Source organism: Kribbella sp. NPDC050124 (genome assembly GCF_044460355.1).
In the GTDB taxonomy this organism is placed as follows: Bacteria; Actinomycetota; Actinomycetes; order Propionibacteriales; family Kribbellaceae; genus Kribbella.
Genome location: NZ_JBITJU010000007.1, coordinates 66,919 through 91,820, shown reverse-complemented (window position 1 = coordinate 91,820; position 24,902 = coordinate 66,919). Strand labels below are relative to the sequence as shown.

The following is a 24,902-nucleotide window of genomic DNA, read 5'->3' as shown; positions in this document are numbered from 1 at the left end:
ACCTGTCCAACCGCCCCCTTGCCCGATGCCGGCCCCAGTGGTGCGACAGGCGCACGAGGGGCTGGGACAGTCGCCGGAGGGTTGGGCAGTTGGCGGGAGTTGGGCAGCTGCCGGGGGCTTGGACAGGAAGCCGTGGGCGGGGACCTGCTATCTCCTGTCCCCACCCACCAGACGGTGTCCAAGCCCCCGCCTTCCCCCCACCTTCTCCCCGGACCGGCCAGCATCCGGACCAACCGGCCGCCCGGCCAGGATTCACGCGGTGCGAATCCAGCTCACACCCCCTCGGCTGACCTGCGAGCCGATCGCGGCCGGCGGCTGCGGCTCGCGGCTCCAGTTGCGGCTGGCGGGTTGGGTGGCCGCTGGCGGGTTGCAGCAAGGCAGCGGTGAAACAACCCGCCAGTCAGCGGCCCCAGGACTGCTGGGGTAGGTCCACGAACCCCGCGCGGGGGCAGGCAGGACTGCTGCGGTGAGCGCACCAACCTGCACGGGGACAGCAGGACTTCTGCGACCCACATCCAACACAAGAGCCGTTATTTCCTGTTCACACGAACCAGAAGGCGTGGCCGGCCTCGAGTCCCAACCGGAGGAACGCCGACCTGCGGTCAACCGCCGCGCGACAGCGCCCAGAGCGCGGGCGGTAGCGCGGGGATCGACTCCTGGATCGGAAACGATTCCAGATTGGATGGGTCAACGTTGTAACGAGCTATGTACAGGCTGTCTTGGCGTTGCTAATCTCCGGCTGATTTGACATCGATGTCAGTGACAGGAGAGTGGTCACGATGGTCTCGAGACGAACGTTCCTGGCGGGCAGTGGTGCGGTGACGGTGGGTGGGTTCGGGGTCTTCCAGCCCCTGTCCGCGGCCGCTGCCGACAACGCTGCCAGTGCTCTGGCCGGCGCTCAGGCGGGGTCCCGCCTGCTGCCTGCCTTCGGCCGGCCGGAGCGGTTGCACTACGGCGACGTCAGCAAGCTCAGTGGGGGTGATCAGACCCTGCTGACCACCTTGCAGGGCATCGTCAACCGTACGAAGCCCGAGCTGTACTTCCTGTTCAACCCCGGCGGTCCGGACGGTCCCGATGCCAAGTGGCTCGCGGACATGCGGCTGCCGACCACCCGGTACGACGATCCGCTCGAACTGGTGGCGAAGTACCGGAACCGGATCCGGGGCGCGATCGTTCACGATCCCGCCGTACCGGACTCGCTCAACGTCGCCACCACGCTGGCCGGTCTGGAGAACGCGGTCGTGGCGAGCGCGGACCAGGCGAAGGCGCACGGGCTGCGGATCGTGAAGGACCTGCGCGGCGACTTCGACGGCGACCGGGTGAAGACGTACCGCTGGCAGTTGGAGAACCTGTTCCCGCGGTGCAACCAGAAGCTGCTCACCGGCCTGCCGCCGACGATGGTGGTGCAGGCGGAGAACGTGGAGTGGCAGGAGATCGCGCGCGAGACCCGGCAGATCCGCGACTCGTCGAACCGCGGGACCTACGACCTGGACGTCTCGGCCAAGCTCGGCGACGACGGGGTGTACGTCCGGTTCGGGGACTCGTTCGGCGACGACGGTTGGGGTGCCTCGGTGCTCCAGGTCTCGGTGAAGGCGAACGGCACCGAGATCGCCCGGTTCCTGCCGAACACCCCGGAGGAGGCGCCGTACCTGTTCGAGGCCGCGAACTCGTCGATCGGTGGCGAGGGCAACCGCTTCGCCGACGGCGGCAACTACTGGATCTACCGCTTCGCGCCGCCGGCCGGGACGACGAGCCTGGTCGTATCGGTGGAGATGTGGAACCAGTACGTCGTGTCCGCGACCGACACCGCGCCGACCCGGATCGAGCCGTTCCCGTTCTTCCGCGACTACGTGGTGGCCAGCAAGGCCCTGGTGAGCTGGCTGCCGCCGAACGGCCCGACCGGCGACCTGCTGACCGAGCACTTCGACAAGGTCGGCCCGACCGCGCCGTACGCGGGCTGGTTCTCGAACGACGTCGCGGGGGAGTGGAGCGGTGTCGACCTGGCGTCGCAGGGCGGCTCGCCGGTGATCCCGGCGGACTTCTACATGAACGGCACCGTGCACTCCGGTTTCGTCGCGCCGATCTCGGACAAGGTCCGGCCGGTACGGCGGTTGCAGCCGCAGAACAAGGTGTACGTCACGCTCACCTTCGGCGAGGGCGACAACGTGCAGTACTGCCAGCGGCGGATGCGCGACATGTGGGACGACCCGCGCCGCGGCGAGGCGATGGTCAACTGGACGATCAGCCCGCTGCTCGCCGAGATCGGCCCGGGGCTGTTCAGCTACTACCAGCGGACCGCGACCGCCAACGACCTGCTGATCTGCGGACCGTCCGGCGCCGGGTACAGCTACCCGGGGTCGTGGCCCGCCGACCAGTTGGCCGCGTACCTCAAGCTGTCCGGGTCGTTCATGCGCCGGACCGGCATGGACCTCGTGTACGCCTACAACCACCGGGATGCGAACGGCTGGGTCGCGTTCCCGGAGGAGATTGCCCAGGGCTACAACGACTACACCCCGCTGCAGGGCATCATCCAGTCCTGGGAAGGCGGCGACCTCCTGGTCAAGCGCGGCGGTCTGCCGATCATCGGGAACTTCGGCGCACCCGGGAAGGCCGCTGAGTACAAGGCCGCCCTGGACGCGAAGATCGCCGACTGGGACGGCGCGAGCCCGCGGTTCATCGCGTGCGGTATCAACGCGTGGGGCTGGACTCCGTCCGACATCGCCGATCTGGCTCCGCTGCTGACGGACCCGTACGAACTGGTGCTCGGCAACACGTTCTTCGACCTGCTCAACAAGGTTCTGTAGGGAGACACGCTCCGGCGGGCGGTCCGCCAGCGCCCGCCGGAGCGTGGGTTCACCGGAACAGCTTGTGCGCGTTCCGCAGGGCGTTGGCGGCCACCTGCTTGCCGAGGGTCACCCCGACGGTGTCCGCCGTACGCGTGTGGATGCCGGACCAGACCCGCGCGTCGACGTTCTCGACGGTGAGCTGGTGCCAGTTGTCGTACGTGCGCGTCACGCCGGGTGCCGACGGACTGCCAATCGTGTACGGCGTCGCCGTACGTGCGCCGACCAGTGTGTTGAGCACCTGCTCCGCCGCCCCGGAGTAGGTGTTGTGCCCGCTCGGGTAGTCCGGGTGCGCGGGCGTGTTGTGCAGGGGCGTCCATGCGGCGTCAGTGGTCGCACGGATCGCGGTGACCGGACGCCAGGCCTGGTAGGCGTACTTCGTGTCAGACGTCGCGATCTGCGTGTCGACCGAGGCCACATGGAACAGTGCGACCAGCTTGGCGCGCTCGACGAGCGGACGTGCGGCCGCCTCGGCAACGGCCACCCGCAGGGGAGCGGTGTAGAGGACGTACGACGACCCGAGCCAGAACGTGGCCGTATCGGTCTGGGCCTGTGTGCGGGTGGTGCTGTTGAGCGCACCGTCGGCGCGGACCTCAGCGAGGTCACGGTTGTAGCGGGGCGAGCCCAGTGCGGGCGGCGGTCCCGGGCGGAACTGGTCGGCGCTCTTCAGCAGGAACGGCTTGGCCAGCCGGTTCCCGTACTGCGTTGCAGGGCTGTACGACGGCGGTGTGGGCTGCCAGACGCCTGGAGTTGGGGACGGCGGAGTGAAAGGCGCGTTGACCGAGGCCGGGTCCAGTCCGTCGCCGGCGCGTGCTGCCAGGACTTCCTTTGCCTGCTTGCGTCCTGCCGCAACTCCTGCAGTCTCTGCGGAGCCGTCGGGGATGCGGGCGAGCGTTGTGACTAGCGACTGGTCCAGCTCGGTCTTGCGGGCCGGGACGAGGGTCACCAGGGTCTCGTGGACCGCGCTGGCGAAGGCGGCTTCCTGGTACGGCGTGGATCCGCCCGGTGACCGCAGTACGGCGCGACTGGCGGCAAGCCAGCCGATCGCCCAGGTGCGGTTGTTGGTCACCTGGGTCGGCGCACCGGCCGCGGTGATGGTGTCAGCGGTGACGTCGTACCACTCGAGTGCGACATCCACCGTCGTGGCGGAGGCCGCTGGAACAGCCAGCAAGGTGGAGAAGGCAAGAGCGGGAGCTGCTGCCAGGGTGAGGTGTTTCCGTAGGGTTGTCACGCAGCGATGGTGACAGGGCACGACCCGTGTTTAATCCCTATATTACTATTTGGATACTAGACATTGCGCGGCCGCCCGGCGGGGGAAGCCGGGCGGCCGCTGGGGTGGGGGTCTTTACCAGTGGTGGGCGACGTCCACCACGAGGCGGGTGTTGCTGCCGGGCCCGGCGAGCGTGAAGACGCGGAACGGGAGGCGGGCGCGGACGCCGAGGCCGATGGTGGTCTGGCCTTCGAAGCTGCCGCCGTACGCGACCTGGCGGAAGGTGCTGAAGCCGGCGACGTTGGTCAGCTCGCGCTTGTTCGCGGGGCGGTACGTCGGCTGTCCGGCCAACGTGTGGGCGGGCGCGCGGACCACGATCTGGAGTTTCGCGCCACCGCGGAGCGGGACGACGAACCCGGATCCGTCCTGGGTGACGTTGGTGACGTAACGGACGTCGTATCCGGCGCTGCGGCCGCGGACGTCGACGACCAGCCGGTCGAAGCAGGCGTGCCGACCGGTGCGCACGTTGGTGATCGGCGCAGCGGTCATCCGGCTGTTGGTCTCGGGCAGTGAGCCCCAACCCTTGGGGCATGAGGCGGAGCTGGTCGCGACGGTGCGGGGGGCGGAGGTCGAGCCGGAGACGGCCGGTGCGGCGATCGCTGCGGCCGGGATCGCCATGATGGCGAGGGCGACGATGATCGTCTTGCGCGAGATGTGGTGGATGTTCATGATGTCCCCCCTTCCAGGACAAACGGTTAGACGCCGGTCTTCAGCAGTTGGTTGACTGCGAACATGACGCCAGACGAGCTGCTCGAGGTGTTCCACCGGCGGATCCGGTTGCCGGACGCCGACGCGATCCCCGGCTGGAAGACCGAGCATGTCGGCTTGGTGCATCGCTCGTACGTCGAAGGGCCCGACGGCGCCGGGTTTCTCGAGACGCCGCGCGGCCTCGGCGACGACCCGGACGCGGTGATCGCGGCCGAGATCGCGTTCTTCCGGGACCGTGGGTTGCCGTTCGAGTGGAAGACGTACGCGTACGACGAACCCGTCGACCTCGGCGACCGCCTGGCGAGGGCGGGGTTCACCGCCGACGATCCGGAGACTCTGATCCTCGGCGAGGTCGACCGGATCCTCGAGCGGCCGTCCGCCCTACCGTCGAAGGTGCGGTTGCGGGAGGCCGACGGCCCGGCCGACTACCACCGGATCGCCGTACTGATGGACACGCTGTGGCACAACGGCCTGGAGCGGATCGAGGAGCGGCTGGCGGGCGAAGCCCGGATGTTCCCGGACCGGTTGTCGGTCTACCTGGTCGAGGACGCGCTGAAGGGGCCGGACGGGCCGGCGGTGTCTGCGGCGTGGATCCGATTCCACCCCGGGACCGGGTTCGCGAGCCTGTGGGGCGGCGGCACGCTGCCGGAGTGGCGGCGGCAGGGCCTGTACGGCGCTCTGCTCGCCCACCGGGCCCGCTTGGCGAAGGAACGCGGGTACGAGTTCCTCCGCGTGGACGCCTCCGAGGACTCCCGCCCGATCCTCCAGAAACTGGGTCTCCACGGCGTCACCACGACCACGCCGTACAACTGGACCCCCTGACACGCCTACCTGCCGTACGGAACGACACGCCGAGGCTGTACGTTGCCGAATCATGGCTCTGAAGATCGCTTCTCGCTTCCGCCGGCTGCTGCAGCGCCCCGGCTCGATCAACCTCGGTCCGTACGAGCGGCTCACCCAGCTGGTCGGCGAGGCGGAGGAGTCGGTGCAGTCCCTGACCGACGAAGAGCTCACCGAGGCGGTGGGCGAGCTGCGCACCACCGGCGGGCTGCACGAGGACGAGCAGATCGAGTTCCTCGCACTGGGCCGGGAGGCCGGCCACCGCGCGATCGGTGAGCGGGCCTTCGACGGCCAGGTCGTCGGCGCGCTGGCGATGCTGCAGGGCCGGGTCGTGGAGATGGCGACCGGTGAGGGCAAGACGCTGGCCGGTGCGATCGCCGCCGCCGGGTACGCGATCGGCGGCCGCAAGGTCCAGGTGCTCGCCGTCAACGACTACCTGGCCCGCCGCGACGCGGAGTGGATGGGCCCGGTGTACGAGCTGCTCGGCGTGAGTGTGTCGCACGTCGGCCAGGCGTCCACGCCGGAGGAGCGCCGGGAGGCGTACCAGGCGGAGGTCTGCTACGTCCCGGTCAGCGAGGTCGGGTTCGACGTACTGCGGGACCGGCTGGTGGCCGACGTCGCCGACCGGGTCACGGTCGAGCCGGACGTGGCGCTGGTGGACGAGGCCGACTCGGTGCTGATCGACGAGGCCCGGGTGCCGCTGGTGCTCGCGGGTGCGACCCGGACCGAGGCGCTCGACGAGGACGTCGTACAGCTGGTCCGGACGCTGCGTGCGGGCGTGGACTTCGAGATCGACGGCGACGGCCGGACAGTCGCGCTGACCGACAAGGGCACGGACAAGGTCGAGGAGACGCTCGGGGGGATCAACCTGTACGAGGACGACAACCTCGACCGGCTGACCCAGATCAACGTCGCGCTGCACGCCGAGGTGCTGCTGCGCAAGGACGTCGACTACCTGGTCCGCGACGGCAAGGTCAGCCTGATCAACAACAACCGCGGCCGGATCGCCAAGCTGCAGCGGTGGCCCGACGGCCTGCAGGCGGCGGTCGAGGCCAAGGAAGCCGTGCCGGTCAGCGACTCCGGTGAGGTGCTGGACAGCATCACCGTGCAGGCGCTGGTCAAGGGCTACAAGACGCTCTGCGGCATGACCGGTACGGCGGTCGTCGTCGGGGAGTCCCTGCAGGAGTTCTACGACGTCGAGGTGGCCGTCGTACCGCCGAACAAGCCGAACGTCCGCAAGGACGACCAGGACCGGCTGTACCTGACCGTCGAGCAGAAGAACGCGGCGCTGGTCGAGCACATCGCCGAGGTGCACGAGACCGGGCGGCCGATCCTGATCGGGACGCACAGCGTGGAGGAGTCGGAGCAGCTCAGCGACCGGCTCGAGGCGGCCGAGATCCCGCACGTCGTGCTGAACGCGAAGAACGACGCCGAGGAGGCCGGCATCATCGCCGAGGCAGGTGTGCCCGGGACGGTGACGGTGTCGACGCAGATGGCCGGCCGCGGTACCGACATCCGGCTCGGCGGGCGCGACGAGTCGCACGACAAGGAGAAGGCGCTCGAGCTGGGCGGTCTCTACGTGATCGGGACCGGTCTGCACGCGTCGCGGCGGCTGGACGACCAGCTGCGTGGGCGGGCCGGGCGGCAGGGTGACCCGGGTGGATCGCTGTTCTTCGCGAGCCTGGCCGACGAACTGGTGACCCGGTACTCCGTTTCGTCGGGTCTGCGGCCGCATCCGGACGACGCCGGGCGGCTCACGGATCGCAAGTCGATCGGTGTGCTCGAGCACGCCCAGCGGGTCGCGGACGGCGCGAACGCGGAGCTGCACCGGACGACGTGGCAGTACCACCGGCTGACCGGTCAGCAGCGGGCGATCCTGCTCGACACCCGCGAGAAGGTGCTCACCGAGGACCTCGCCGCGACCGAGCTGGCCGAGAAGGCGAAGGAGCGGTACGACGAACTCGTCGAGGAACTCGGTGAGGACGTGGTGAAGGACGCCGTACGGCGGATCGCTCTGCACCACCTGGATCGCCGGTGGACCGACCACCTGGCGTACCTGGCCGACCTGCGGGAGGGCATCCACCTGCGGTCGCTGGCCGGCGGCATCGTGCACCTGAAGCCGATCGACGAGTTCAACAAGTCCGCGATCGCGTCCTTCGACACCCTGGTCGCCGACGCCTGGGCCGACGCAACCGAGAGTTTCAAGACCGCTGAGATCACCGCGGACGGCCTGGACGAGGAGGCGAGCGGTGTCCCACGCCCGACCGCCACCTGGACCTATCTCGTCAACGACAACCCGTTCGGCACCGAGGCGGACCGGATCCTCGGCCGCCTCCGCAACGCCATCAAGCCGGAGTCCGCGGCCGAGTCCGAGGAGATCCTCCCGGAGACCTTCGACGAGGACGATCTGCCGGAAGAGCTCCGCGACCTCGACGACGAGGACCTCCCCGAGGAACTCCGCGCGGCCGACGACGAGGACCTCCCCGAAGAACTCCGCGCGGCCGACGACGAGCTGGACGACGAGGAGGACCCGAAGGACAGCAAGAAATAACTGTCCGTAGGGGTAGGTAGGCTCTCATCCGTGAGTGAGGGCTTGTTCGAGATTCCGGGTGCTCCCGCGCCTGCCCGGGGCGGCGGGAGTCTCGCCGACATGGATCACACGGCTGCTCCACTGGCCGTGCGGATGCGGCCTCGGAGCCTGGACGAGTTGGTGGGGCAGCAGCATCTGCTGGCGCCTGGGTCACCGCTGCGGCGGCTGGTCGAGGGCGATCAGCCGATGTCGTTGCTGCTGTGGGGTCCGCCGGGGACCGGCAAGACGACCATCGCAGCGGTGGTTTCGCACCAGACGAACCGGAAGTTCGTGGAGTTGTCGGCCGTCACCGCGGGCGTGAAGGACGTTCGGCAGGTGATCGACGCGGCGCGGCGGGATCTCGCGCGAGCCACCGGAGCGGTCGAGACGGTGCTGTTCATCGACGAGGTGCACCGGTTCACGAAGGCTCAGCAGGACGCGTTGCTGCCCGGCGTGGAGAACCGCTGGGTGACCCTGGTCGCCGCGACCACCGAGAACCCGTTCTTCTCGGTGATCTCACCACTCCTCTCGCGATCACTCCTGCTCACCCTCGAATCGCTGACCGACGACGACATCGCCGTACTGCTGGACCGGGCGCTGACCGACGAGCGCGGGCTGAACGGCGAGTTCGAGCTCGCGCAGGATGCGCGTGACCACCTGCTCCGGATGGCCGGGGGAGACGCCCGGCGGGCGCTGACCTACCTGGAGGCCGCGGCCGGTGGGGCGCGGGCGAAGGACGCCGCGGTCATCGACCTGAAGACGCTCGAGACGGCGGTCGACCGGGCCGCGGTGCGGTACGACCGGGCCGGCGACCAGCACTACGACGTGGCGTCGGCGTTGATCAAGTCGATCCGGGGTTCCGACGTGGACGCCGCGATGCACTACCTGGCCCGGATGATCGAGGCCGGCGAGGATCCGCGGTTCATCGCCCGGCGGCTGGTGATCTCGGCGAGTGAGGACATCGGCATGGGCGACCCGACGGCGCTCGGGGTCGCGGTCGCCGCGGCCGAGGCGGTGCAGCTGATCGGCATGCCGGAGGCCCGGATCAACCTGGCCCAGGCGGTCGTGGCTCTCGCGCTGGCCCCGAAGTCCAACGCGGTGATCATGGCGGTCGACGCGGCCATCGCGGACGTGAAGGCCGGGAAGGTCGGGCCGGTGCCGCCCCATCTGCGCGACGCGCATTACGCCGGCGCGAAGAAGATCGGCCACGGCTCGTCGTACCAGTACTCCCACAACGACCCGCGCGGCATCGTCCCGCAGCAGTACGCTCCGGACGTGATCGACGGCACCGACTACTACAACCCCACCCGCCGCGGTGGCGAGGCGGCGTACGCGGACCGGGTCGCGAACATCCGCAAGATCCTCCGGGACCGCAAGTGAGCCGCGCGACCGACCACATCGACGCGTTCAACCACGCCGTCACCACCGGCGACTGGGACACCTTCGCCGAACGCTTCGCCCCCGACGCGACCATGACCTTCGTCAACGTCCCAGCGGGTCCGTTCGAGGGCCGTCCGGCGATCGCGCAGGCATACCGTGCGAACCCACCGACCGAAACCATGACTCTGATCGACGGCGAGCACCGTTTCCGCTGGGCGGGCGGGGGCACCGGCACCCTGCACCTCACCTGGGCACCGGACGGAACAGTTCAGACACTCACCGTCACCTTCGACTAGCGCCCCGCCATCCGGCACATCGGCCACGATGTCGGAGGGTTTTCGAGACCTGCGGGGGTAAATCCCTCCAGGGTCGCCCGCAGAACCCTCCAGAGTTGGGGGTGCAGGTTGATTCAAACGGTCAGGTGGGTAGGCTGCCTATCGGCCTGGGGGTGAAAGGTTTGGTTTTGAGGCAGTTCAACCCGCCCCCCGGTTGGCCGGAACCGCCAAATGTGCGGTGGCGCCCGCCGAAGAACTTCACACCCGATCGCTCCTGGCCGAGTCCACCGGCCGGCTGGGCCTTCTGGGTCGACCAGGACGGCCAACCGGTCCGCGGACCGATCGGCCGGTACGGCGGCCCGCCCGTCGGCAAGCTCAGCGCCCTCGTCGCGAGCGCGCTGGCGCTGGTCGGCCTGCTCTTCGTCGTCCCGTTCGGCGGCCGCGAGACGGCGACCACCACCTCCCCGCCGCCGGCCCCGACGGAGTCCCAGAACACGATCTCGAACGACGGTACGACGACGAGACCGCCGGTCGGGAAGCCCTTCGGCAGCTCGCCCGACGAGGCGACGACCACTCCGACCGAGGGCGCGCGGACGCAAGAGCCGTCCCGGTCGGGCTCGCGGACGTCTGACCCGGTCACCGAGTGGTTCCCGGCGACTCAGGGGTCCACGACACCGGCCGCGCCGGCACCGCCGTGGACGGCTCCGACGTCGCCCACACAGTCAACGACGACGGCACCGAGCAGTCCCTCCACGACGGCACCGAGCCCGACCGCGTCCAGTACGTCGCAGCCGTCGCCGAGCCCGACGCAGTCCACCGCGCCGGCGCCGACCCCGACGCAAACCACCGCGCCGGCGCCGACTCCGAGCCCGACAGCGACCAAGCCGACGCCGGGCAAACCCACCAAACCGGGCAAACCCACCAAGACCACCACGAGCCCGAGCCTGCTCCCGATCCCGCTTCCAACGGGGCTCATCGAGCTGAGCCCGACCGGGTGACAGTGCCACGTCGCGGCGCCACCTGCACAGCCCTGCGTGCATGGTGACGCCCGCGACGTAGCCGAGCCCGGCTGGGTGACACCAGGGAGTTGCCCGGCCGGGCCCGGGTGAGACCGTCGATCCACCCGGTCTGTTGGTTTGGTGAGCGACTGTGATCTGAGGGATGGTGTCCTGGAGCGGACTGAGGTATGGCCGCGCGATAAGGTCGGGCGGTCCGCGAGGCCGCAACGGAAGGTGGATCGTTTCCCATGAGCGTCGGTGAAGTCGCGGGGCTGATAGCCGCCTGCGCGCTGCTCATCCTGGTGGGTCTGCTGGCCTATCCGATCCTGAAGCTGGGCAAGGTGTTCGACGAGACCCGGATCATGGTCAAGGGCGTCTCCGACTCGAGCATCCCACTGCTCGGCGAGGTGACCACCACCGTGACCACGACCAACGCCCAGTTGGCCAAGGTCGACACCATCACCGACAACGCGACCACGGTGACCACGAACGCGGCGGCCCTGATGTCGCTGTTCTCGGCGACCGCCGGCGGCCCGCTGGTGAAGGCGGCCGCGTTCTCGTACGGCGTCCGCAAGGCGCTCGGCGACAGCCAGCGCAAGGACGTCACCCGGCGAGTGAAGGAAGAGATGAAGGCGGAGCGCAAGGCACGCAAGCGGGGTGACGTCCGATGAAGCGGATCTTCTGGCTGACCATCGGCATCGTGGTCGGTGTGTACGCCGTGACCCGGCTGAAGAAGCGCGCCCAGGTGCTCGCCCCGGAGAGCCTGCAGGAGTCCGCGGCCAAGGTGGCCGCCGCGATCCGGCACTTCGGCGACGAGGTGCGCGAAGGCATGGCCGAACGGGAGACCGAGCTGCGCGACGCGCTCGGCATCGACACGCAGCGCCCTGCCTCCGGCCCCACCCCAAACCACCCTGCAGACACGCGTGAGGACTACCGGTAACACCCATGGAAACCAGTGAGATCAGGCGGCGGTTCCTGCAGTACTTCGAGGACCGCGGCCACACCGTGGTGCCGAGTGCGCCGCTGCCGTCGCCGGACCCGAACCTGCTGTTCAACGTGGCCGGCATGGCCCAGTTCGTGCCGTACTTCGTCGGCCAGCAGACGCCGCCGTACTCGCGGGCGACCAGTGTGCAGAAGTGCGTCCGGACCCTCGACATCGACGAGGTCGGCAAGACCACCCGGCACGGCACGTTCTTCCAGATGAACGGCAACTTCTCCTTCGGCGACTACTTCAAGGAGAAGGCGATCGAGTACGCCTGGGACCTGGTCACCCGGTCCCAGAACGACGGCGGCTACGGCTTCGACGAGTCGGTGCTGTACGCCTCGGTGTACTACGAGGACGACGAGGCGATCGACCTGTGGAAGCGGGTCGCCGGCCTGCCCGACGACCGGATCGTCCGGCTCGGCATGAAGGACAACTTCTGGTCGATGGGCATCCCGGGCCCGTGCGGCCCGTGCTCGGAGATCCTGATCGACCGCGGCCCGGAGTTCGGCGCCGACCGGGACTGGGAGGCGGGCGACCGCTACCTGGAGTTCTGGAACCTGGTCTTCATGCAGAACATCCGCGGTGAGGGTGGCGGCAAGGAGGGCTACCCGATCCTCGGCGAGCTGCCGAAGAAGAACATCGACACCGGTCTCGGCCTGGAGCGGGTGGCCTACCTGCTGCAGGGCGTCGACAACATGTACGAGATCGACGAGATCTACCCGGTGATCGAGAAGGCGTCCGAGCTGAGCGGCCGCAAGTACGGCGCCGATCACACCGACGACGTGCGGTTCCGGGTGGTGGCCGACCACGTCCGCAGCGCGCTGATGCTGATCGGCGACGGCGTGAACCCGGGCAACGAGCAGGGCGGCTACGTGCTGCGCCGGCTGCTCCGCCGCGCGATCCGCTCGATGCGCCTGCTCGGCTACGAGGACCCGAGCCTGGTCGAGCTGCTGCCGGTCAGCCTGGAGCAGATGACGAAGTCCTACCCGGAGCTGGAGTCCGACTTCGGCCGGATCAGCCAGGTCGCCTACGCCGAGGAAGAGGCCTTCCGCCGGACCCTCACGGCCGGCACCAGCATCTTCGACATCGCGGTCCGCGACACCAAGGCCGGCGGCGCGCACCAGCTGGAGGGCGCGAAGGCGTTCCAGCTGCACGACACCTACGGCTTCCCGATCGACCTGACCATCGAGATGGCCGCCGAGCAGGGCCTGAACGTGGACACCGAGGGCTTCAAGGCGCTGATGAAGGAACAGCGCGAGCGGGCCAAGGCGGACGCGCGGGCGAAGAAGGCCGGTCACGCGGACACCTCGGGCTACCGGGAGCTGCGCGAGAAGGGCGTCACCGAGTTCACCGGTTACCAGGAGCTGGCGACCGACTCGCAGGTCCGCGGTGTGCTGCGCGAGGGCGTGGTCGCGCCGGCCGCCGAGCAGGGCGAGACCGTCGAGGTGGTGCTGGAGAAGACCCCGTTCTACGCGGAGTCCGGCGGCCAGATCGCCGACGAGGGCCTGATCGTCGCCGACGGCGTGAAGCTCAAGGTGCTCGACGTACAGAAGCCGGTCAAGGGCCTGATCGTGCACAAGGTCGAGGTCGTCGAGGGTGTCCTGACGCCAGGCCTGGACGTGCACGCCGAGGTCGACCACGAGTGGCGGGTGTCCGCGTGCCAGGCGCACTCCGGCACGCACGTCGTGCACGCGGCGCTGCGGCAGGTGCTCGGCCCGAACGCGTTGCAGAGCGGTTCGTACAACAAGCCCGGGTACCTGCGGCTCGACTTCGCTTGGTCGTCGGCGCTGGACCAGGCGACCCGGTCCGAGATCGAAGAGGTCGCGAACCTGGCCGTCCGCCAGGACCTGCCGGTCTCGGCGCAGTACATGACGTTGCCGGAGGCCCGGGACTGGGGCGCGCTGGCGCTGTTCGGCGAGACGTACGACGAGCAGGTCCGGGTCGTGGAGATCGGTGGCCCGTGGTCGCGTGAGCTCTGCGGTGGCACGCACGTGAAGCACTCGTCCCAGGTCGGTGCGCTGACCGTGACCGGTGAGTCGTCGGTCGGCGCCGGTGTTCGCCGGCTCGAGGCGTTCGTCGGCATGGAGGCGCTGCGCTACCTCGGCAAGGAGCGCGCGCTCGTCCGGCTGCTGAGCGAGAACCTGAAGGCCCGGCCCGAGGAGCTGCCCGCGAAGGTGGCCGACCTGGCCGAGCGGCTGCGGGTCGCGGAGAAGGAGCTCGAGCGGGTGCGCGCCGGCCAGGTGCTGGCGGCCGCCGCCGAGCTGTCCGCGAACCCGAAGGACGTCTTCGGGGTCCAGTACGTCGGTCATCGCGCACCGGACGGTGTGAACGGCGGGGACCTGCGCAAGCTGGCCCTCGACGTCCGCGGCCGCATGGCGGCCGACAAACCGGCCGTGGTCGCCGTACTGAGCGTGAACGACGGCAAGCCCGGTGTGGTGATCGCGCTCAACGACACCGCGCGCGAGTGGCGGCTGAAGGCCGGTGACCTGGTCCGGGTCGCGGCCGAGAAGCTGGGCGGCCGCGGTGGCGGCAAGGACGACGTCGCGCAAGGCGGCGGCACCGACCCGGCGGGCGCCGACGACGCGCTGTCCGCGGTCGAGCACACCATCGGCCAGCTCGTGACGGGTTGATGCGTTCCTGATGAGATCTGGTGTGCGGATTGCGCTCGACATCGGCGACGTCCGGATCGGCGTCGCCAGCAGCGATCCGCACGGAATCCTGGCCACCCCGGTGGAGACGATCCGCCGGGGGCCCGGAGATCTGGATAGGATCGCCGCACTCGCCGCCGAACTGGAGGCGGTCGAGATCGTGGTCGGCCTGCCGCGCTCGCTGTCCGGGGGCGAAGGACCGGCCGCGGTGAAGATCCGGGAAACGGCGGAGCTGGTGCGGGCTAAGGTGCAGGAGGGCAACTCGGGGACGGCGGTGCGCCTGGTGGACGAGCGGTTCACCACGGTCACGGCCGAACGAATGCTGCGGGAACGGGGAAAGAAGGGCTCCAAGCGGCGGGCCGTGGTCGACCAGGCCGCGGCGGTCGTGATTCTGCAACACGCTCTCGACGTGGAGCGCGAGACTGGGAACCCACCCGGGAGGCCTCTGTGAACAGAACACCGGTGGACGACGACGTGACGGATGGTGACGATCTGAGCACCGGCCTCGGGCTGCGGCCGGAGAGCCGGGTCGATCGCCGCGCGAGCCGCCGCAAGGCCCGGGCCCGCCGCGGGTTCGGCTGCTTCGCCGGCCTGATCTCGCTGGTCGTCGTCGGCGCGCTGGTGGCCGGAGCCGTGATCGGCTTCGGCAAGGGCCGGGACGCGCTGGAGCAGATGTTCGCCGCCCCCGACTTCCAGGGCGCCGGCAAAGGGTCGGTCGTGGTCGAGATCACCCAGGGCCAGAGCGCGCAGGCGATCGCGGACACGCTGGAGAAGAAGGGCGTGGTGAAGAGCGCCAAGGCGTTCGAGCGGGCGGCCCGGGACGACCCGCGTTCGCGCCAGCTGCAGGCCGGCACCTACACGCTGCGCAAGGAGATGTCGGCCAAGGCCGCGCTCGAGCTGATGCTGGACACCGGCAAGTCGATCCTGGTCACCCGGATCGGGTTCCGGGCCGGCCTGACCAAGGCCGAGGTCAGCGAGACGCTGCAGAAGTCGCCGAAGCTGAAGCTGCCCGCCGGCGCGGCCGCGACCGCGTTGTCGAAGCCGGCTTCGCTGGGTCTGCCGGCGTACTCGCACAACAACGCCGAGGGCTTCCTGTACCCGGGCACGTACGACGTGTCGAAGGGCGCGACGGCGTACACGATCATCAAGATGATGACGGCGAAGTACGCGGCGACCGCGGCCGAACTGGACCTGGCGGGGACGGCCAAGCGCAAGAAGCTGGACCCGTACCAGGCGGTGATCGTGGCCAGCATCATCGGCGCGGAGACGAACCGCCCGCAGGACTACGCCAAGGTGTCGCGGGTGATCTACAACCGGATGCGGGCCGGCATGCGGCTGCAGATGGACTCGACCATCCACTACGTGGTCGGGCGGGACGGCGGTGTGTTCACCACGCCGGAGCAGCGCGACATGGACTCGCCGTACAACACGTACAAGGTGAAGGGCCTGCCGCCGACGCCGATCAACTCGCCCACCAAGGACACGTTGCGCGCGGCGCTCAACCCCGCCCAGGGCACGTGGCTGTACTTCACCCTGATCAACCTGGACACCGGTGAGACCGCCTTCGCCAGCACCAAGGCCGAGCACGACGCCAACGTGGACAAACTGAAGGCCTGGTGCCAGTCCCACAAGGGCCGCTGCTGATGACCCGTTGTTTGGTTCTGGGGTCGCCGATTGCGCATTCGTTGTCGCCGGCGATGCATCGGGCGGCGTATGCCGCGCTCGGGCTGGATTGGCAGTACGACGCTTTCGAGGTCGGCGAGGACGAGTTGCGCGGGTTCGTCGCGTCGCTCGGGGACGACGTCCGTGGTCTGTCGCTGACGATGCCGCTGAAGCGGGTCGCGCTGGATCTGGTGGACACGGTCGATCCGGTCGCGGAGTTGATCGGCGCCGCGAACACGATGCTGTTCGAGCCGGACGGATCCCGGTCGGCGCACAACACCGACGTACCCGGGCTGGTGAACGCCTTCGCCGAGCGCGGGATCACCGCCGCCGACTCCGCCGTCGTGCTGGGCGGCGGGGCGACCGCCGCGTCCACGCTGGCGGCCTTGCGTGGCTTGAAGGTCAGCGAGGTGACGGTCGTCGTCCGGGACATCTCCAGGGCCGAGCGGCTGCTGGATTTGGCCGCCGAGCTGGGCCTGAAGACGTCGGTCGCGGACTTCTCGCAGGTCGAGCAGATCGGCGGGTTCGACCTGTGCATCTCGACGCTGCCCGGCGGCGCCGTCGACCCGTGGGCCGAGCACTTCGCCGGCGTCGCGCCGGTGGTGTTCGACGTCGCGTACCACCCGTGGCCGACCGGGCTCGCGATCGCGGCGCACCGAATCGGTACAGAGCTGTTGAACGGTCTTGATCTCCTCGTGCATCAGGCGACCCTCCAGGTGGAGATGATGACCGGTAGGTCGCCGGCGCCCCTGGCGGCCATGAGGACCGCCGCCCGTGAGGAGCTCGACGATCGTGGGCCAGTTTGACCGCCGCACACTGCTGAGGGCAGGAGTTGTCGTCACTGCCGGAGCGCTGACGAGCTGCTCCGACACCAAGCCCGCGGCCGCGGCGCCGAACTGGAACAGCTTCTCCCGCTCGCTCAAGGGCCGGCTGTACCTGCCGTCGAGCTCCGGCTACGCCGCCTCGCACCAGCTGTTCAACCCGCGCTGGGACTCGGTCCAGCCGGCCGGTGTGGTGAAGGCCGCGAACGCCACCCGCTGCCGACCGGCACCTGCCCGACCGTCGGGGTCGCCGGGCTCTCGCTGGGCGGCGGGATGGGCATCCACACCCGGGCGGCGGCGGTCGTGCGCGGCTGGCAGAAGTTCGCCCAGTCGGCGCCGATCACCTCCTGGGGCAATCTGCACATCGATGCCCGCAGCAACGGAACGCTGTCGATCCACGTGCTTGGCATCTCCACCACCGGCAACGCGGCGGCCGCGGCCGCGCAGTTGGAGTCGTTCGTCGGGGCCAAGGCGTCGACGCGGTCGATCACGGTCAAGACCCATATGGAGGCGGTCCGGTACCTCGGTGGCGGGACGACCAGCCCGCGGACCGGATTCCAGGCGGGTTCCGACGTACTGAAGGGCCCGATGGACGCGGCGACGATCACCGCGCTGCTCGGGGCAGTGAAGGCGGCGGCGCGGGCCAAGACGCCGGCGTCGGCGATCATCGACCCGCTCGGCGGGCAGGCGGCCAAGCAGCCGAGCGGCGGATCGTCCTGGGCCTGGCGGTCGGCGCTCGGCGTGATCCAGTGGTACTCGTCCGCCCAGGGCCGAACCGCGCAGACCTTCATCACCAACGGCCATCGCGCGGTCAGGAAGTACTCCGCCGGCGGCTACGTGAACTACGTCGAGAACGGCCGCTCGGTCAGCACCTACTACGGCGCCAGCCTGGCCCGCCTGCGCACAGTCAAGAAGAAGTACGACCCGGCCAACTTCTTCCGCACGCTGTACACCCTTGTCTAGCTAGTCTCCGCCCATGAGGTTTTGGCGGGGCGTCGCGGGTGTGCTGGCTCTCGGGTTCGTTGCGGCTGGGGTGACGCCTGCGTGGGCCTGCGCGTGCGGCGGCTACCTGCCCGACCAGGAGTCGCGAGCTCGGGCGTACGGCGAGAACGCGCTGGTCCGCCACGTGGGCGGCACCGAGGAGATCACGCTGTCGATGGCGATCAACGGGTCGTCGAAGAAGGCGGCCTGGATCATGCCGGTGCCGTCCGAGGCCAAGGTCGAGCTCGGCGAGCAGGCGCTGTTCAACCGGCTGCAGTGGATGACCCGGGAGCGGGTCGAGAGGCGCAAGACGTACTGGCCGTTCCGGGACCTCGGCATCATGGGGAGCGGCCGTGACGGCGCCGGCGCCGCGGCTCCCAGCAGCGGGGTGAACGTGCGGGAGCAGATGGTGCTCGGGCCGTTCGAGGTCGTTCGCCTGACCGGCACCAGTGGCGCCGCGGTGATCGACTGGCTGCGCTCGAACGCGTACGTCGTACCGCCCACGCTGGCCGCGAACCTCACGCCGTACCTGGCCGAGAAGTGGGAGATCGTCGCGGTGAAGCTCGCGCCGAAGCAGCCGGGCGAGAGCATGAGCGGGGCGACCCCGCCGCTGAAGCTGACCTTCGCTTCGGAGCGGATCGTCTACCCGATGCGGCTCAGCAAAGGCGCGACGTCCGACCAGACGGTCACTGTGTACGTCGCTGCCGAGCATCGCGTCGACGCGACCCAACTGCCGGACGCGGCCGTGAAGCCGGAGCTCCTGTACGCCGGTCGCGTCGAGGACGAGGCGTTGCCGGCGCCGGCCAACTACCTGACCGCCTACACGGCCGAGTACGACGAGCCGGGCCGGATCACCGACGACTTCGTCTTCCAGCGGGCCGCGACGGACGAGGAGTTCCAACGCGTCAGGTACGTCACGGTCAACGACGGCCTGTGGAGCACGGTCGGCATCCTGCTGGGCGGCCCGCTGCTGCTCGGCGTCGCCGCGGCGGTCATCGCCAGGATCCTGGTACGGCGGTCGTCCACAGGCCGCGCGTAGCAGTCCGCGGAAATCGTCTAGGCTCCTGGATCGTGCCGGCTGAGAACGCGTTGCTCGCCGCAGGGGCCGGTGTGGCCCTCTGCGGTCCCGCGGCGTACCTGCTCGGCCCGTGGCTGATGCGGCGGATCCCCGAGCCGTCGCTGGACGAGGGCGAGACCAAGATCCCGTACGCGGACCTGGCCGGGCGGCGGGCGGCGTACTGGTGTGGTCTCCTGGCGGCCGTGTCCGGGGGGCTTCTCGGCTGGATGCTCGGGACGACCCCGGTGCTGGTCGCCTGGCTGCTGCTCGCTGTGTCGGGCGCCGTGCTCGGGTACATCGACGCGCGGACGCGGTACTTGCCGTCGGCGATCATCTGGCCGTCGTACGTTCTCGTTGGGCTCGCGCTGCTAGGCGCGGCCATGGTGTCGGGGGAGTGGGGCTCGTTGCGGCGCGCGGTGATCGCGGGCGCGATCGGGTTCGTCGTGTTCTACGTGCTGTGGTTCGTGTTCCCGCGCGGCGTCGGCTTCGGTGACGTGCGGCTGTCCGGCTTGCTCGGGCTCGCGCTCGGCTGGCTGGGCTGGGGCGAGTTCATCACCGGCCTGTACGGCGGCTTCTTCCTCGGCGCGGTCGTCGGGATCGCGTTGATCGTGACCAAGGTGATGACCCGCAAGCAGATGGTCCCGTTCGGTCCGTTCATGCTGATCGGCGCGCTGGGCGGCGTCGTCCTCGGTGGACCACTCGCGGAGTTGTACGTCGGATAGCGCGGGCGACAACCGTCGGAGTTGTTGCCCAAGGCACCGGCCGCGCTGCTGTCCAGCGCGCAACACCTTCCGGCACAAGCTGTCGATCGAGGGTCACCAGCCGGGGTAGCGGGTCCGCCACCTGCGGTCGGGGTTGTAGTCGCCGTGCAGCCGGCTGGGTTTGGTGAACTCCAGGGCGAAGTCGTCGGCCAGCTCGAGGATCACTGGCCGGCCCTCGATGGCGAAGACGAGCTCTGGCGGCAGCGCCGTCTCGCCGTGGAGGGCGCCCAGGATGTTCCCGCAGATCGCGCCGGTGGAGTCGCTGTCGCCGGTGTGGGTGACGGACAGCGCCAGCGCATCCAGGAACTGCTCGGGCTCTGGGTAGGCCAGGGCCGCGTAGACGCCGATGGCGAGCGCCTCCTCGGCGACCCAGCCGCCGCCCAGTTGCTCGACAGTCACCGGTCCGTGGCCGGGTGCTGTCGCCGCGAGTTTGCGGGCGGCTGCGAGCGCCGCACTGGTCTCCTCGTGGCGGGGTCGCTGGGTGAGCACGGCGGCGGCCGCGTCCAGGGCGGTGTTCAGGTCGGCGCCTTCACAGATCTCGCGGACGATGACGGCCAGCGCACCGGAGGCGAGCTTGCCGGTCGGGTGGCCGTGTGTGTAGCCGGCGGCGTCGGCGGCCGCGTCGAACACCCAGTCGCGTTCGAACCACGTCGACGGGAGCAGCCCGAACGGCGCCACCCGCATCACCCCGCCGCAGCCCTTCGAGTCGTTCTCGGCCGGCGCCCCGAACTGCTCGATCTTGGGTTCGCCCTTGCGAGCCGTTGTCAGCGCGCTGAGGCAGGTGTTGCCGGGCGCGCGGCGCGCGTACAGCCATTGCTCGCCCTGCAACCAGCCGTCGCGTTCACCGCTCGGACCCGGCAGTGTCTGCGTGTCCAGCCAACGGTCGTAGGCGTGGTGGACGACGGCCACCGTGAAGCCGATCCCGCGGTCGGTCCGCACACCGGCCCGGATGAGTCCTTCGATCGTGAACAGCGTCATCTGGGTGTCATCGGTGATCGTCCCGGGCGGCCAGCCGGCCGAGCCGGACACGAAGGTCCGTAGCCGATCGGGGTGCGCGGCAACGATCGACCGCCCGCTGTCGAACTCGACCGGAGCCCCCAGCGCGTCGCCGATCGCCCCACCCAGCAGGCAGCCGCGAATCCGCGCCCGCCACGTCTCCTCCGCAGCCCGGTTCATGCCACGACCCTATCGACGGTGGTGTCAGCGCTACCCCGAAGACGGGTTCCAGCGCCAGTTCGCGCGCAGCCGATCGCTCCTACGGTCGTTGGGAGAGCGAAAGGAGCACATGATGACCACCGCATTCCGCCGTACCGCCGGGCGCATCGCCGCCGCCGGGCTCGCCACCGCGGCCCTCACCGGCGCCGCCATCGCCGGCGCCCAGGCCGCCCACGCATCGACGGGCTGCACGGAATCCACCCTCGGCAAGACCTTCGACGTCGTCCTCTCGTTCCGCGACGCCCTCTCCTCCGACACCTCCCACGCCTGCCTGCGCCGCCGGTAATTCCTCCGCGCTGGAGAATTCTGTCCAGTCTGTCTAGACTGTTCCGCGAGGTGATGGATGATGGCGATCGCGGGGCAATGGCAGCTGCAAGAGGCGAAACAACATTTCAGCGAGCTGATCCGGGCCGTGCATGCCGACGGTCCGCAGTTCGTGACGAAGCACGGCCGTGAGGTCGCCGTCGTGCTGGACATCGTGGACTATCGGCGAATGACGGGAGCGGAACTGGTGGTTGATTTCAAGGACTTCCTGGCCTCGGCGCCCGACCTGACCGTGCTCGAGATCGAGCGCTCGGACACTCCGGTGCGGCAGGTCGATTTCGAGTGAACTACCTGCTCGACACCAACGTGGTGTCTGAGTTCCGGAAGAAGGCTCCGCACGCCGGAGCCTCGGGCTGGATCAGCTCGGTGCGGTCGAGTGACCTTTATCTGAGTGTGCTGGTGGTCGGCGAGCTCCGGCAGGGGATCGAGCGACTCGCGACGCGCGATCAGGCGCAAGCCAGGGGGATCGACGAGTGGACCCAGCGGCTGGTCAAGGGATACGGCGATCGCATCATCCCGGTGACCGTGGAGGTCGCCGAGACGTGGGGCCGGCTCAACGCTCGCTCACCGCTGCCCCTGGTGGACGGGCTACTGGCCGCGACCGCCTTGGCGTACGACTGGACGCTCGTCACCGGCAACGTCGCAGATGTGGCGCGGACCGGTGTGCGGCTGCTCAACCCGTTCGAGCTCGCTGCCCAGTGAGACCGGGGTCCGGGCGGTGGGACGTGCGTGGAAGAATCGGGGCATGCTGCGCTGGCTTACCGCCGGCGAGTCGCACGGACAAGCGCTCGTCGCCGTACTCGAAGGTCTTCCCGCAGGCGTCAAGGTCACCACGGACGACGTGGCCGACGCCCTGGCTCGTCGTCGGCTGGGGTACGGCCGCGGCGCCCGGATGAAGTTCGAGCGGGACGAGGTGACGTTCGTCGGCGGGTTCCGGCACGGGCTGTCGCTGGGCAGCCCGATCGCGATCCAGGTCGGCAACACCGAGTGGCCGAAGTGGGAGCAGGTGATGGCGCCCGACCCGGTCGACCCGGAGACGCTGGCCGACCTGGCCCGGAACGCGCCGCTGACCCGCCCGCGCCCCGGTCACGCCGACCTGGCCGGCATGCAGAAGTACGGCTTCGACGAGGCGCGCCCGGTGCTCGAGCGGGCCAGTGCCCGCGAGACCGCGGCACGGGTCGCGCTCGGCGAGATCGCGGCCCGCTTCCTCAACCAGGCGTACGGCGTGACCGTCGTCAGCCACGTGGTCGAGCTCGGCACGGTCAAGGCGCCGTACGGCGTGATCCCGGCGTACGGCGACGTCGCGAAGCTGGACGCGGACCCGGTGCGCTGCCTGGACGCGGACGCGAGCAAGGCGATGGTGGCCGAGATCGACACCGCGCAGAAGGCCGGTGACACGCTCGGCGGCGTCGTCGAGGTGGTCGTGGACGGGCTTCCGCCCGGCCTCGGCAGCTACGTGCACTGGGACCGGCGGCTGGACTCGAAGCTGGCCGGCGCGCTGATGGGCATTCAGGCGATCAAGGGCGTCGAGCTCGGCGACGGGTTCGAGCTGGCCCGGACGCCGGGGTCGAAGGCGCACGACGAGATCGTCGCCGAGGACGGCGTGGTCCGGCGGGCCAGCGCGCGCTCCGGCGGCACCGAGGGCGGCATGAGCACCGGTGAGACGCTGCGGGTGCGGGCGGCGATGAAGCCGATCGCGACCGTGCCGCGGGCGCTCCGCACGATCGACACCACCACCGGCGAGGCTGCGGCCGCGCACCACCAGCGCTCCGACGTGTGCGCCGTACCGGCTGCGGGCATCGTCGCCGAGGCGATGGTGGCGCTGGTGCTGGCCGAGGTCGCGCTGGAGAAGTTCGGTGGCGACTCGGTCGCGGAGTCGTCCCGCAACCACAAGGCGTACCTGGCGAACCTGCCGTCGACCATCACGCCGCGGGAGTGGGCGGAGCTGTGAGCCCGGTTGTCGTCCTGGTCGGTCCGCCAGGGTCGGGGAAGTCGACGATCGCGGCACTGCTGGCCGAGCGGCTCGGCGTGCGGCACCGCGACACCGACACCGACATCGAGGCGGAGGCCGGCAAGCCGATCTCGGACATCTTCGTCGACCACGGTGAGCCGCACTTCCGGGCTCTCGAGCGGGCTGCCATCGTCGCCGCGCTGCAGGACGACGACGTGCTGTCGCTCGGCGGCGGCGCGATCCTCGACCCGGACACCCGCGCCGACCTGGCCGGGCACAACGTGGTCTTCCTGGACGTCAGCCTCGGCGAGGCGGCCAAGCGCGTCGGGCTCGGTGTCGCGCGCCCGCTGCTGCTCGGCAACGTCCGCACCCAGCTGCGCAACCTGATGGAGGCGCGCCGGCCGCTGTACGCCGAGGTCGCCAAGCTGACCGTGCAGACCGACAACCGCACCCCGGACGAGATCGCCGACGAGATCCTGGAGCACCTCGGATGAACCGGATTCGCGTGGCCGCGGCGGCGCCGTACGACGTTGTGATCGGCAACAATCTGCTCGGGGAGCTGCCCGGGTTGCTCGGTGAGGGTGTTCAGCGGGTCGCCGTGATCCACCCGCGGGCGCTGCGGACCAGCGGGGACGCGATCCGCGACGACCTCACCGCCGGCGGGTACACCGCGCACGCGATCGAGATCCCGGACGCCGAGGAGGCCAAGACCGCGGAGGTGCTGGCGTACTGCTGGTCCGTGCTCGGGCAGGCCGGGTTCACCCGGTCGGACGCGATCGTGAGCGTCGGCGGCGGGACGACGACGGACCTGGCCGGGTTCGTCGCCGCGACCTGGCTGCGCGGGGTGAAGGTCGTGCACATCCCGACCACGCTGCTCGGCATGGTCGACGCGGCGGTCGGCGGCAAGACGGGCATCAACACCGCCGAGGGCAAGAACCTGGTCGGCGCGTTCTGGGAGCCGGCCGGCGTGCTGTGCGACCTGGCCGCGCTGGAGACGCTGCCGCGCAACGACTACGTCAGCGGTCTGGCCGAAGTGGTGAAGTGCGGTTTCATCGCGGACCCGGTGATCCTCGACTTGGTCGAGAAGGACCCGGCCGGCGCCTCGAGCCCGGAGTACGACGCCACCGAGGAGCTGATCGCGCGCGCGATCCAGGTCAAGGCGGACACCGTCGGCGCGGACCTGCGGGAGCGGACCACAGCAGCCGGTGGCCGGATCGGCCGGGAGGCGCTGAACTACGGCCACACCCTCGGCCACGCGATCGAGCGGGTCGAGCGGTACAAATGGCGGCACGGCGCCGCGATCAGCATCGGCATGGTGTTCGTCGCCGAGCTGGCCCGCGCGGCCGGTCGTCTCGACGACGCGACCGCCGACCGGCACCGCGCCGTACTGGAGACGCTGGGGCTGCCGGTGAAGTACCGCGCCGACGCCTGGCCGCACCTGCAGGACGCGATGAAGCTGGACAAGAAGACCCGCGCCGACCGCCTCCGCTTCGTCGTCCTCGACGGCCTCGCCAAGCCCGCGATCTTCGAGGCCCCCGACCCCGGCCTGCTGGTCGCGGCGTACGCCGAAGTCAGCTGACCGGATCCGGTCACCTGCTGGACCGGCTCTTGTTC

24 protein-coding genes are annotated in these 24,902 nt (G+C 69.9%); 21 read left to right on the top strand and 3 right to left on the bottom strand.

Annotation, left to right across the window (positions count from 1 at the left end):
- Positions 1-779: 779 nt before the first annotated feature.
- Positions 780-2,804, top strand: a complete 2,025-nt coding sequence (locus ACIBL3_RS18580) for a GxGYxYP domain-containing protein (RefSeq protein ID WP_396354630.1) — start codon at positions 780-782, stop codon at positions 2,802-2,804.
- A gap of 49 nt (positions 2,805-2,853) precedes the next feature.
- Here the strand turns inward: ACIBL3_RS18580 and ACIBL3_RS18575 are convergent, their stop codons facing one another.
- The gene (locus tag ACIBL3_RS18575; RefSeq protein ID WP_396354629.1) at positions 2,854-4,074 is read right to left on the bottom strand and encodes a vanadium-dependent haloperoxidase; all 1,221 of its coding nucleotides are present in this window, start codon (positions 4,072-4,074) and stop codon (positions 2,854-2,856) included.
- Between the two features lie 114 nt (positions 4,075-4,188).
- Positions 4,189-4,782 (bottom strand): hypothetical protein, encoded by a 594-nt coding sequence (locus ACIBL3_RS18570; RefSeq protein WP_396354628.1) that lies wholly within the window; start codon positions 4,780-4,782, stop codon positions 4,189-4,191.
- Between the two features lie 63 nt (positions 4,783-4,845).
- On the opposite strand from ACIBL3_RS18570, the gene ACIBL3_RS18565 reads away from it, so the two are divergent.
- The 14 genes from ACIBL3_RS18565 (at position 4,846) to ACIBL3_RS18500 (ending at position 19,759) form a co-directional block, all read left to right on the top strand.
- On the top strand, positions 4,846-5,643 hold the full coding sequence (locus tag ACIBL3_RS18565) for a GNAT family N-acetyltransferase (RefSeq protein ID WP_396354627.1): 798 nt from the start codon (positions 4,846-4,848) through the stop codon (positions 5,641-5,643).
- A 52-nt stretch (positions 5,644-5,695) separates the two neighbouring features.
- Positions 5,696-8,212: an accessory Sec system translocase SecA2 gene (gene secA2, locus ACIBL3_RS18560; RefSeq protein ID WP_396354626.1), complete on the top strand. Its 2,517-nt coding sequence runs from the start codon at positions 5,696-5,698 to the stop codon at positions 8,210-8,212.
- 30 nt (positions 8,213-8,242) lie between these two features.
- On the top strand, positions 8,243-9,610 hold the full coding sequence (locus ACIBL3_RS18555; RefSeq protein ID WP_396354625.1) for a replication-associated recombination protein A: 1,368 nt from the start codon (positions 8,243-8,245) through the stop codon (positions 9,608-9,610).
- On the top strand, positions 9,607-9,906 hold the full coding sequence (locus ACIBL3_RS18550; RefSeq protein WP_396354624.1) for a YybH family protein: 300 nt from the start codon (positions 9,607-9,609) through the stop codon (positions 9,904-9,906). Before ACIBL3_RS18555 ends, ACIBL3_RS18550 begins: the two co-directional genes overlap by 4 nt.
- A gap of 212 nt (positions 9,907-10,118) precedes the next feature.
- Entirely contained in the window at positions 10,119-10,883 is a 765-nt protein-coding gene (locus ACIBL3_RS18545) for a hypothetical protein (RefSeq protein ID WP_396354623.1), read from the top strand.
- A gap of 248 nt (positions 10,884-11,131) precedes the next feature.
- Positions 11,132-11,554 carry a DUF948 domain-containing protein gene (locus ACIBL3_RS18540; protein ID WP_396354622.1) on the top strand — a complete coding sequence of 141 codons (423 nt, stop codon included), beginning with the start codon at positions 11,132-11,134 and terminating at the stop codon, positions 11,552-11,554.
- The gene (locus tag ACIBL3_RS18535; RefSeq protein WP_396354621.1) at positions 11,551-11,823 is read left to right on the top strand and encodes a DUF6167 family protein; all 273 of its coding nucleotides are present in this window, start codon (positions 11,551-11,553) and stop codon (positions 11,821-11,823) included. The genes ACIBL3_RS18540 and ACIBL3_RS18535 overlap by 4 nt, the downstream gene beginning before the upstream one ends.
- A 5-nt stretch (positions 11,824-11,828) precedes the next feature.
- Positions 11,829-14,498, top strand: coding sequence for an alanine--tRNA ligase (gene alaS, locus ACIBL3_RS18530; protein ID WP_396354620.1), 2,670 nt, complete (start codon positions 11,829-11,831; stop codon positions 14,496-14,498).
- A gap of 10 nt (positions 14,499-14,508) precedes the next feature.
- Positions 14,509-14,967, top strand: a complete 459-nt coding sequence (gene ruvX / locus ACIBL3_RS18525) for a Holliday junction resolvase RuvX (protein WP_396354619.1) — start codon at positions 14,509-14,511, stop codon at positions 14,965-14,967.
- A complete protein-coding gene (gene mltG / locus ACIBL3_RS18520; protein WP_396354618.1) occupies positions 14,964-16,160 on the top strand; it encodes an endolytic transglycosylase MltG in 1,197 nt (398 codons plus the stop codon). The genes ruvX and mltG overlap by 4 nt, the downstream gene beginning before the upstream one ends.
- Positions 16,160-16,984 carry a shikimate dehydrogenase gene (locus ACIBL3_RS18515; protein ID WP_396354617.1) on the top strand — a complete coding sequence of 275 codons (825 nt, stop codon included), beginning with the start codon at positions 16,160-16,162 and terminating at the stop codon, positions 16,982-16,984. The genes mltG and ACIBL3_RS18515 overlap by 1 nt, the downstream gene beginning before the upstream one ends.
- A 288-nt stretch (positions 16,985-17,272) precedes the next feature.
- Positions 17,273-17,962: a BBE domain-containing protein gene (locus ACIBL3_RS18510; protein ID WP_396354616.1), complete on the top strand. Its 690-nt coding sequence runs from the start codon at positions 17,273-17,275 to the stop codon at positions 17,960-17,962.
- A gap of 13 nt (positions 17,963-17,975) precedes the next feature.
- On the top strand, positions 17,976-19,019 hold the full coding sequence (locus tag ACIBL3_RS18505; protein ID WP_396354615.1) for a DUF2330 domain-containing protein: 1,044 nt from the start codon (positions 17,976-17,978) through the stop codon (positions 19,017-19,019).
- Positions 19,020-19,051: 32 nt separating this feature from the next.
- Positions 19,052-19,759, top strand: coding sequence for a prepilin peptidase (locus ACIBL3_RS18500; protein ID WP_396354614.1), 708 nt, complete (start codon positions 19,052-19,054; stop codon positions 19,757-19,759).
- Between the two features lie 93 nt (positions 19,760-19,852).
- Here the strand turns inward: ACIBL3_RS18500 and ACIBL3_RS18495 are convergent, their stop codons facing one another.
- Positions 19,853-20,974, bottom strand: coding sequence for an ADP-ribosylglycohydrolase family protein (locus ACIBL3_RS18495; protein ID WP_396354613.1), 1,122 nt, complete (start codon positions 20,972-20,974; stop codon positions 19,853-19,855).
- A gap of 112 nt (positions 20,975-21,086) precedes the next feature.
- On the opposite strand from ACIBL3_RS18495, the gene ACIBL3_RS18490 reads away from it, so the two are divergent.
- Genes ACIBL3_RS18490 through aroB form a run of 6 tightly spaced genes read left to right on the top strand, consistent with a single transcriptional unit; the run spans position 21,087 to position 24,867 of the window.
- Positions 21,087-21,299, top strand: a complete 213-nt coding sequence (locus tag ACIBL3_RS18490; RefSeq protein ID WP_396354612.1) for a hypothetical protein — start codon at positions 21,087-21,089, stop codon at positions 21,297-21,299.
- A gap of 57 nt (positions 21,300-21,356) precedes the next feature.
- Positions 21,357-21,623, top strand: coding sequence for a type II toxin-antitoxin system Phd/YefM family antitoxin (locus ACIBL3_RS18485; protein WP_396354611.1), 267 nt, complete (start codon positions 21,357-21,359; stop codon positions 21,621-21,623).
- Positions 21,620-22,039: a type II toxin-antitoxin system VapC family toxin gene (locus ACIBL3_RS18480; protein WP_396354610.1), complete on the top strand. Its 420-nt coding sequence runs from the start codon at positions 21,620-21,622 to the stop codon at positions 22,037-22,039. The genes ACIBL3_RS18485 and ACIBL3_RS18480 overlap by 4 nt, the downstream gene beginning before the upstream one ends.
- 43 nt (positions 22,040-22,082) lie before the next feature.
- Positions 22,083-23,288 (top strand): chorismate synthase, encoded by a 1,206-nt coding sequence (aroC, locus tag ACIBL3_RS18475; protein ID WP_396354609.1) that lies wholly within the window; start codon positions 22,083-22,085, stop codon positions 23,286-23,288.
- On the top strand, positions 23,285-23,782 hold the full coding sequence (locus ACIBL3_RS18470) for a shikimate kinase (RefSeq protein WP_396354608.1): 498 nt from the start codon (positions 23,285-23,287) through the stop codon (positions 23,780-23,782). Before aroC ends, ACIBL3_RS18470 begins: the two co-directional genes overlap by 4 nt.
- Positions 23,779-24,867: a 3-dehydroquinate synthase gene (aroB, locus tag ACIBL3_RS18465; RefSeq protein ID WP_396354607.1), complete on the top strand. Its 1,089-nt coding sequence runs from the start codon at positions 23,779-23,781 to the stop codon at positions 24,865-24,867. Before ACIBL3_RS18470 ends, aroB begins: the two co-directional genes overlap by 4 nt.
- Positions 24,868-24,902: the final 35 nt, after the last annotated feature.

Excerpts from the sequence above, each read along its gene's own strand:
- ACIBL3_RS18580 (WP_396354630.1), top strand. The coding sequence starts at position 780 with ATGGTCTCGAGACGAACGTTCCTGGCGGGCAGTGGTGCGGTGACGGTG.
- ACIBL3_RS18570 (WP_396354628.1), bottom strand. The coding sequence starts at position 4,782 with ATGAACATCCACCACATCTCGCGCAAGACGATCATCGTCGCCCTCGCC.
- ACIBL3_RS18565 (WP_396354627.1), top strand. The coding sequence starts at position 4,846 with ATGACGCCAGACGAGCTGCTCGAGGTGTTCCACCGGCGGATCCGGTTG.
- secA2 (WP_396354626.1), top strand. The coding sequence starts at position 5,696 with ATGGCTCTGAAGATCGCTTCTCGCTTCCGCCGGCTGCTGCAGCGCCCC.
- ACIBL3_RS18540 (WP_396354622.1), top strand. The coding sequence starts at position 11,132 with ATGAGCGTCGGTGAAGTCGCGGGGCTGATAGCCGCCTGCGCGCTGCTC.
- ACIBL3_RS18535 (WP_396354621.1), top strand. The coding sequence starts at position 11,551 with ATGAAGCGGATCTTCTGGCTGACCATCGGCATCGTGGTCGGTGTGTAC.
- alaS (WP_396354620.1), top strand. The coding sequence starts at position 11,829 with ATGGAAACCAGTGAGATCAGGCGGCGGTTCCTGCAGTACTTCGAGGAC.
- ruvX (WP_396354619.1), top strand. The coding sequence starts at position 14,509 with ATGAGATCTGGTGTGCGGATTGCGCTCGACATCGGCGACGTCCGGATC.
- ACIBL3_RS18515 (WP_396354617.1), top strand. The coding sequence starts at position 16,160 with ATGACCCGTTGTTTGGTTCTGGGGTCGCCGATTGCGCATTCGTTGTCG.
- ACIBL3_RS18510 (WP_396354616.1), top strand. The coding sequence starts at position 17,273 with ATGGGCATCCACACCCGGGCGGCGGCGGTCGTGCGCGGCTGGCAGAAG.
- ACIBL3_RS18505 (WP_396354615.1), top strand. The coding sequence starts at position 17,976 with ATGAGGTTTTGGCGGGGCGTCGCGGGTGTGCTGGCTCTCGGGTTCGTT.
- ACIBL3_RS18495 (WP_396354613.1), bottom strand. The coding sequence starts at position 20,974 with ATGAACCGGGCTGCGGAGGAGACGTGGCGGGCGCGGATTCGCGGCTGC.
- ACIBL3_RS18490 (WP_396354612.1), top strand. The coding sequence starts at position 21,087 with ATGACCACCGCATTCCGCCGTACCGCCGGGCGCATCGCCGCCGCCGGG.
- ACIBL3_RS18485 (WP_396354611.1), top strand. The coding sequence starts at position 21,357 with ATGATGGCGATCGCGGGGCAATGGCAGCTGCAAGAGGCGAAACAACAT.
- aroC (WP_396354609.1), top strand. The coding sequence starts at position 22,083 with ATGCTGCGCTGGCTTACCGCCGGCGAGTCGCACGGACAAGCGCTCGTC.
- aroB (WP_396354607.1), top strand. The coding sequence starts at position 23,779 with ATGAACCGGATTCGCGTGGCCGCGGCGGCGCCGTACGACGTTGTGATC.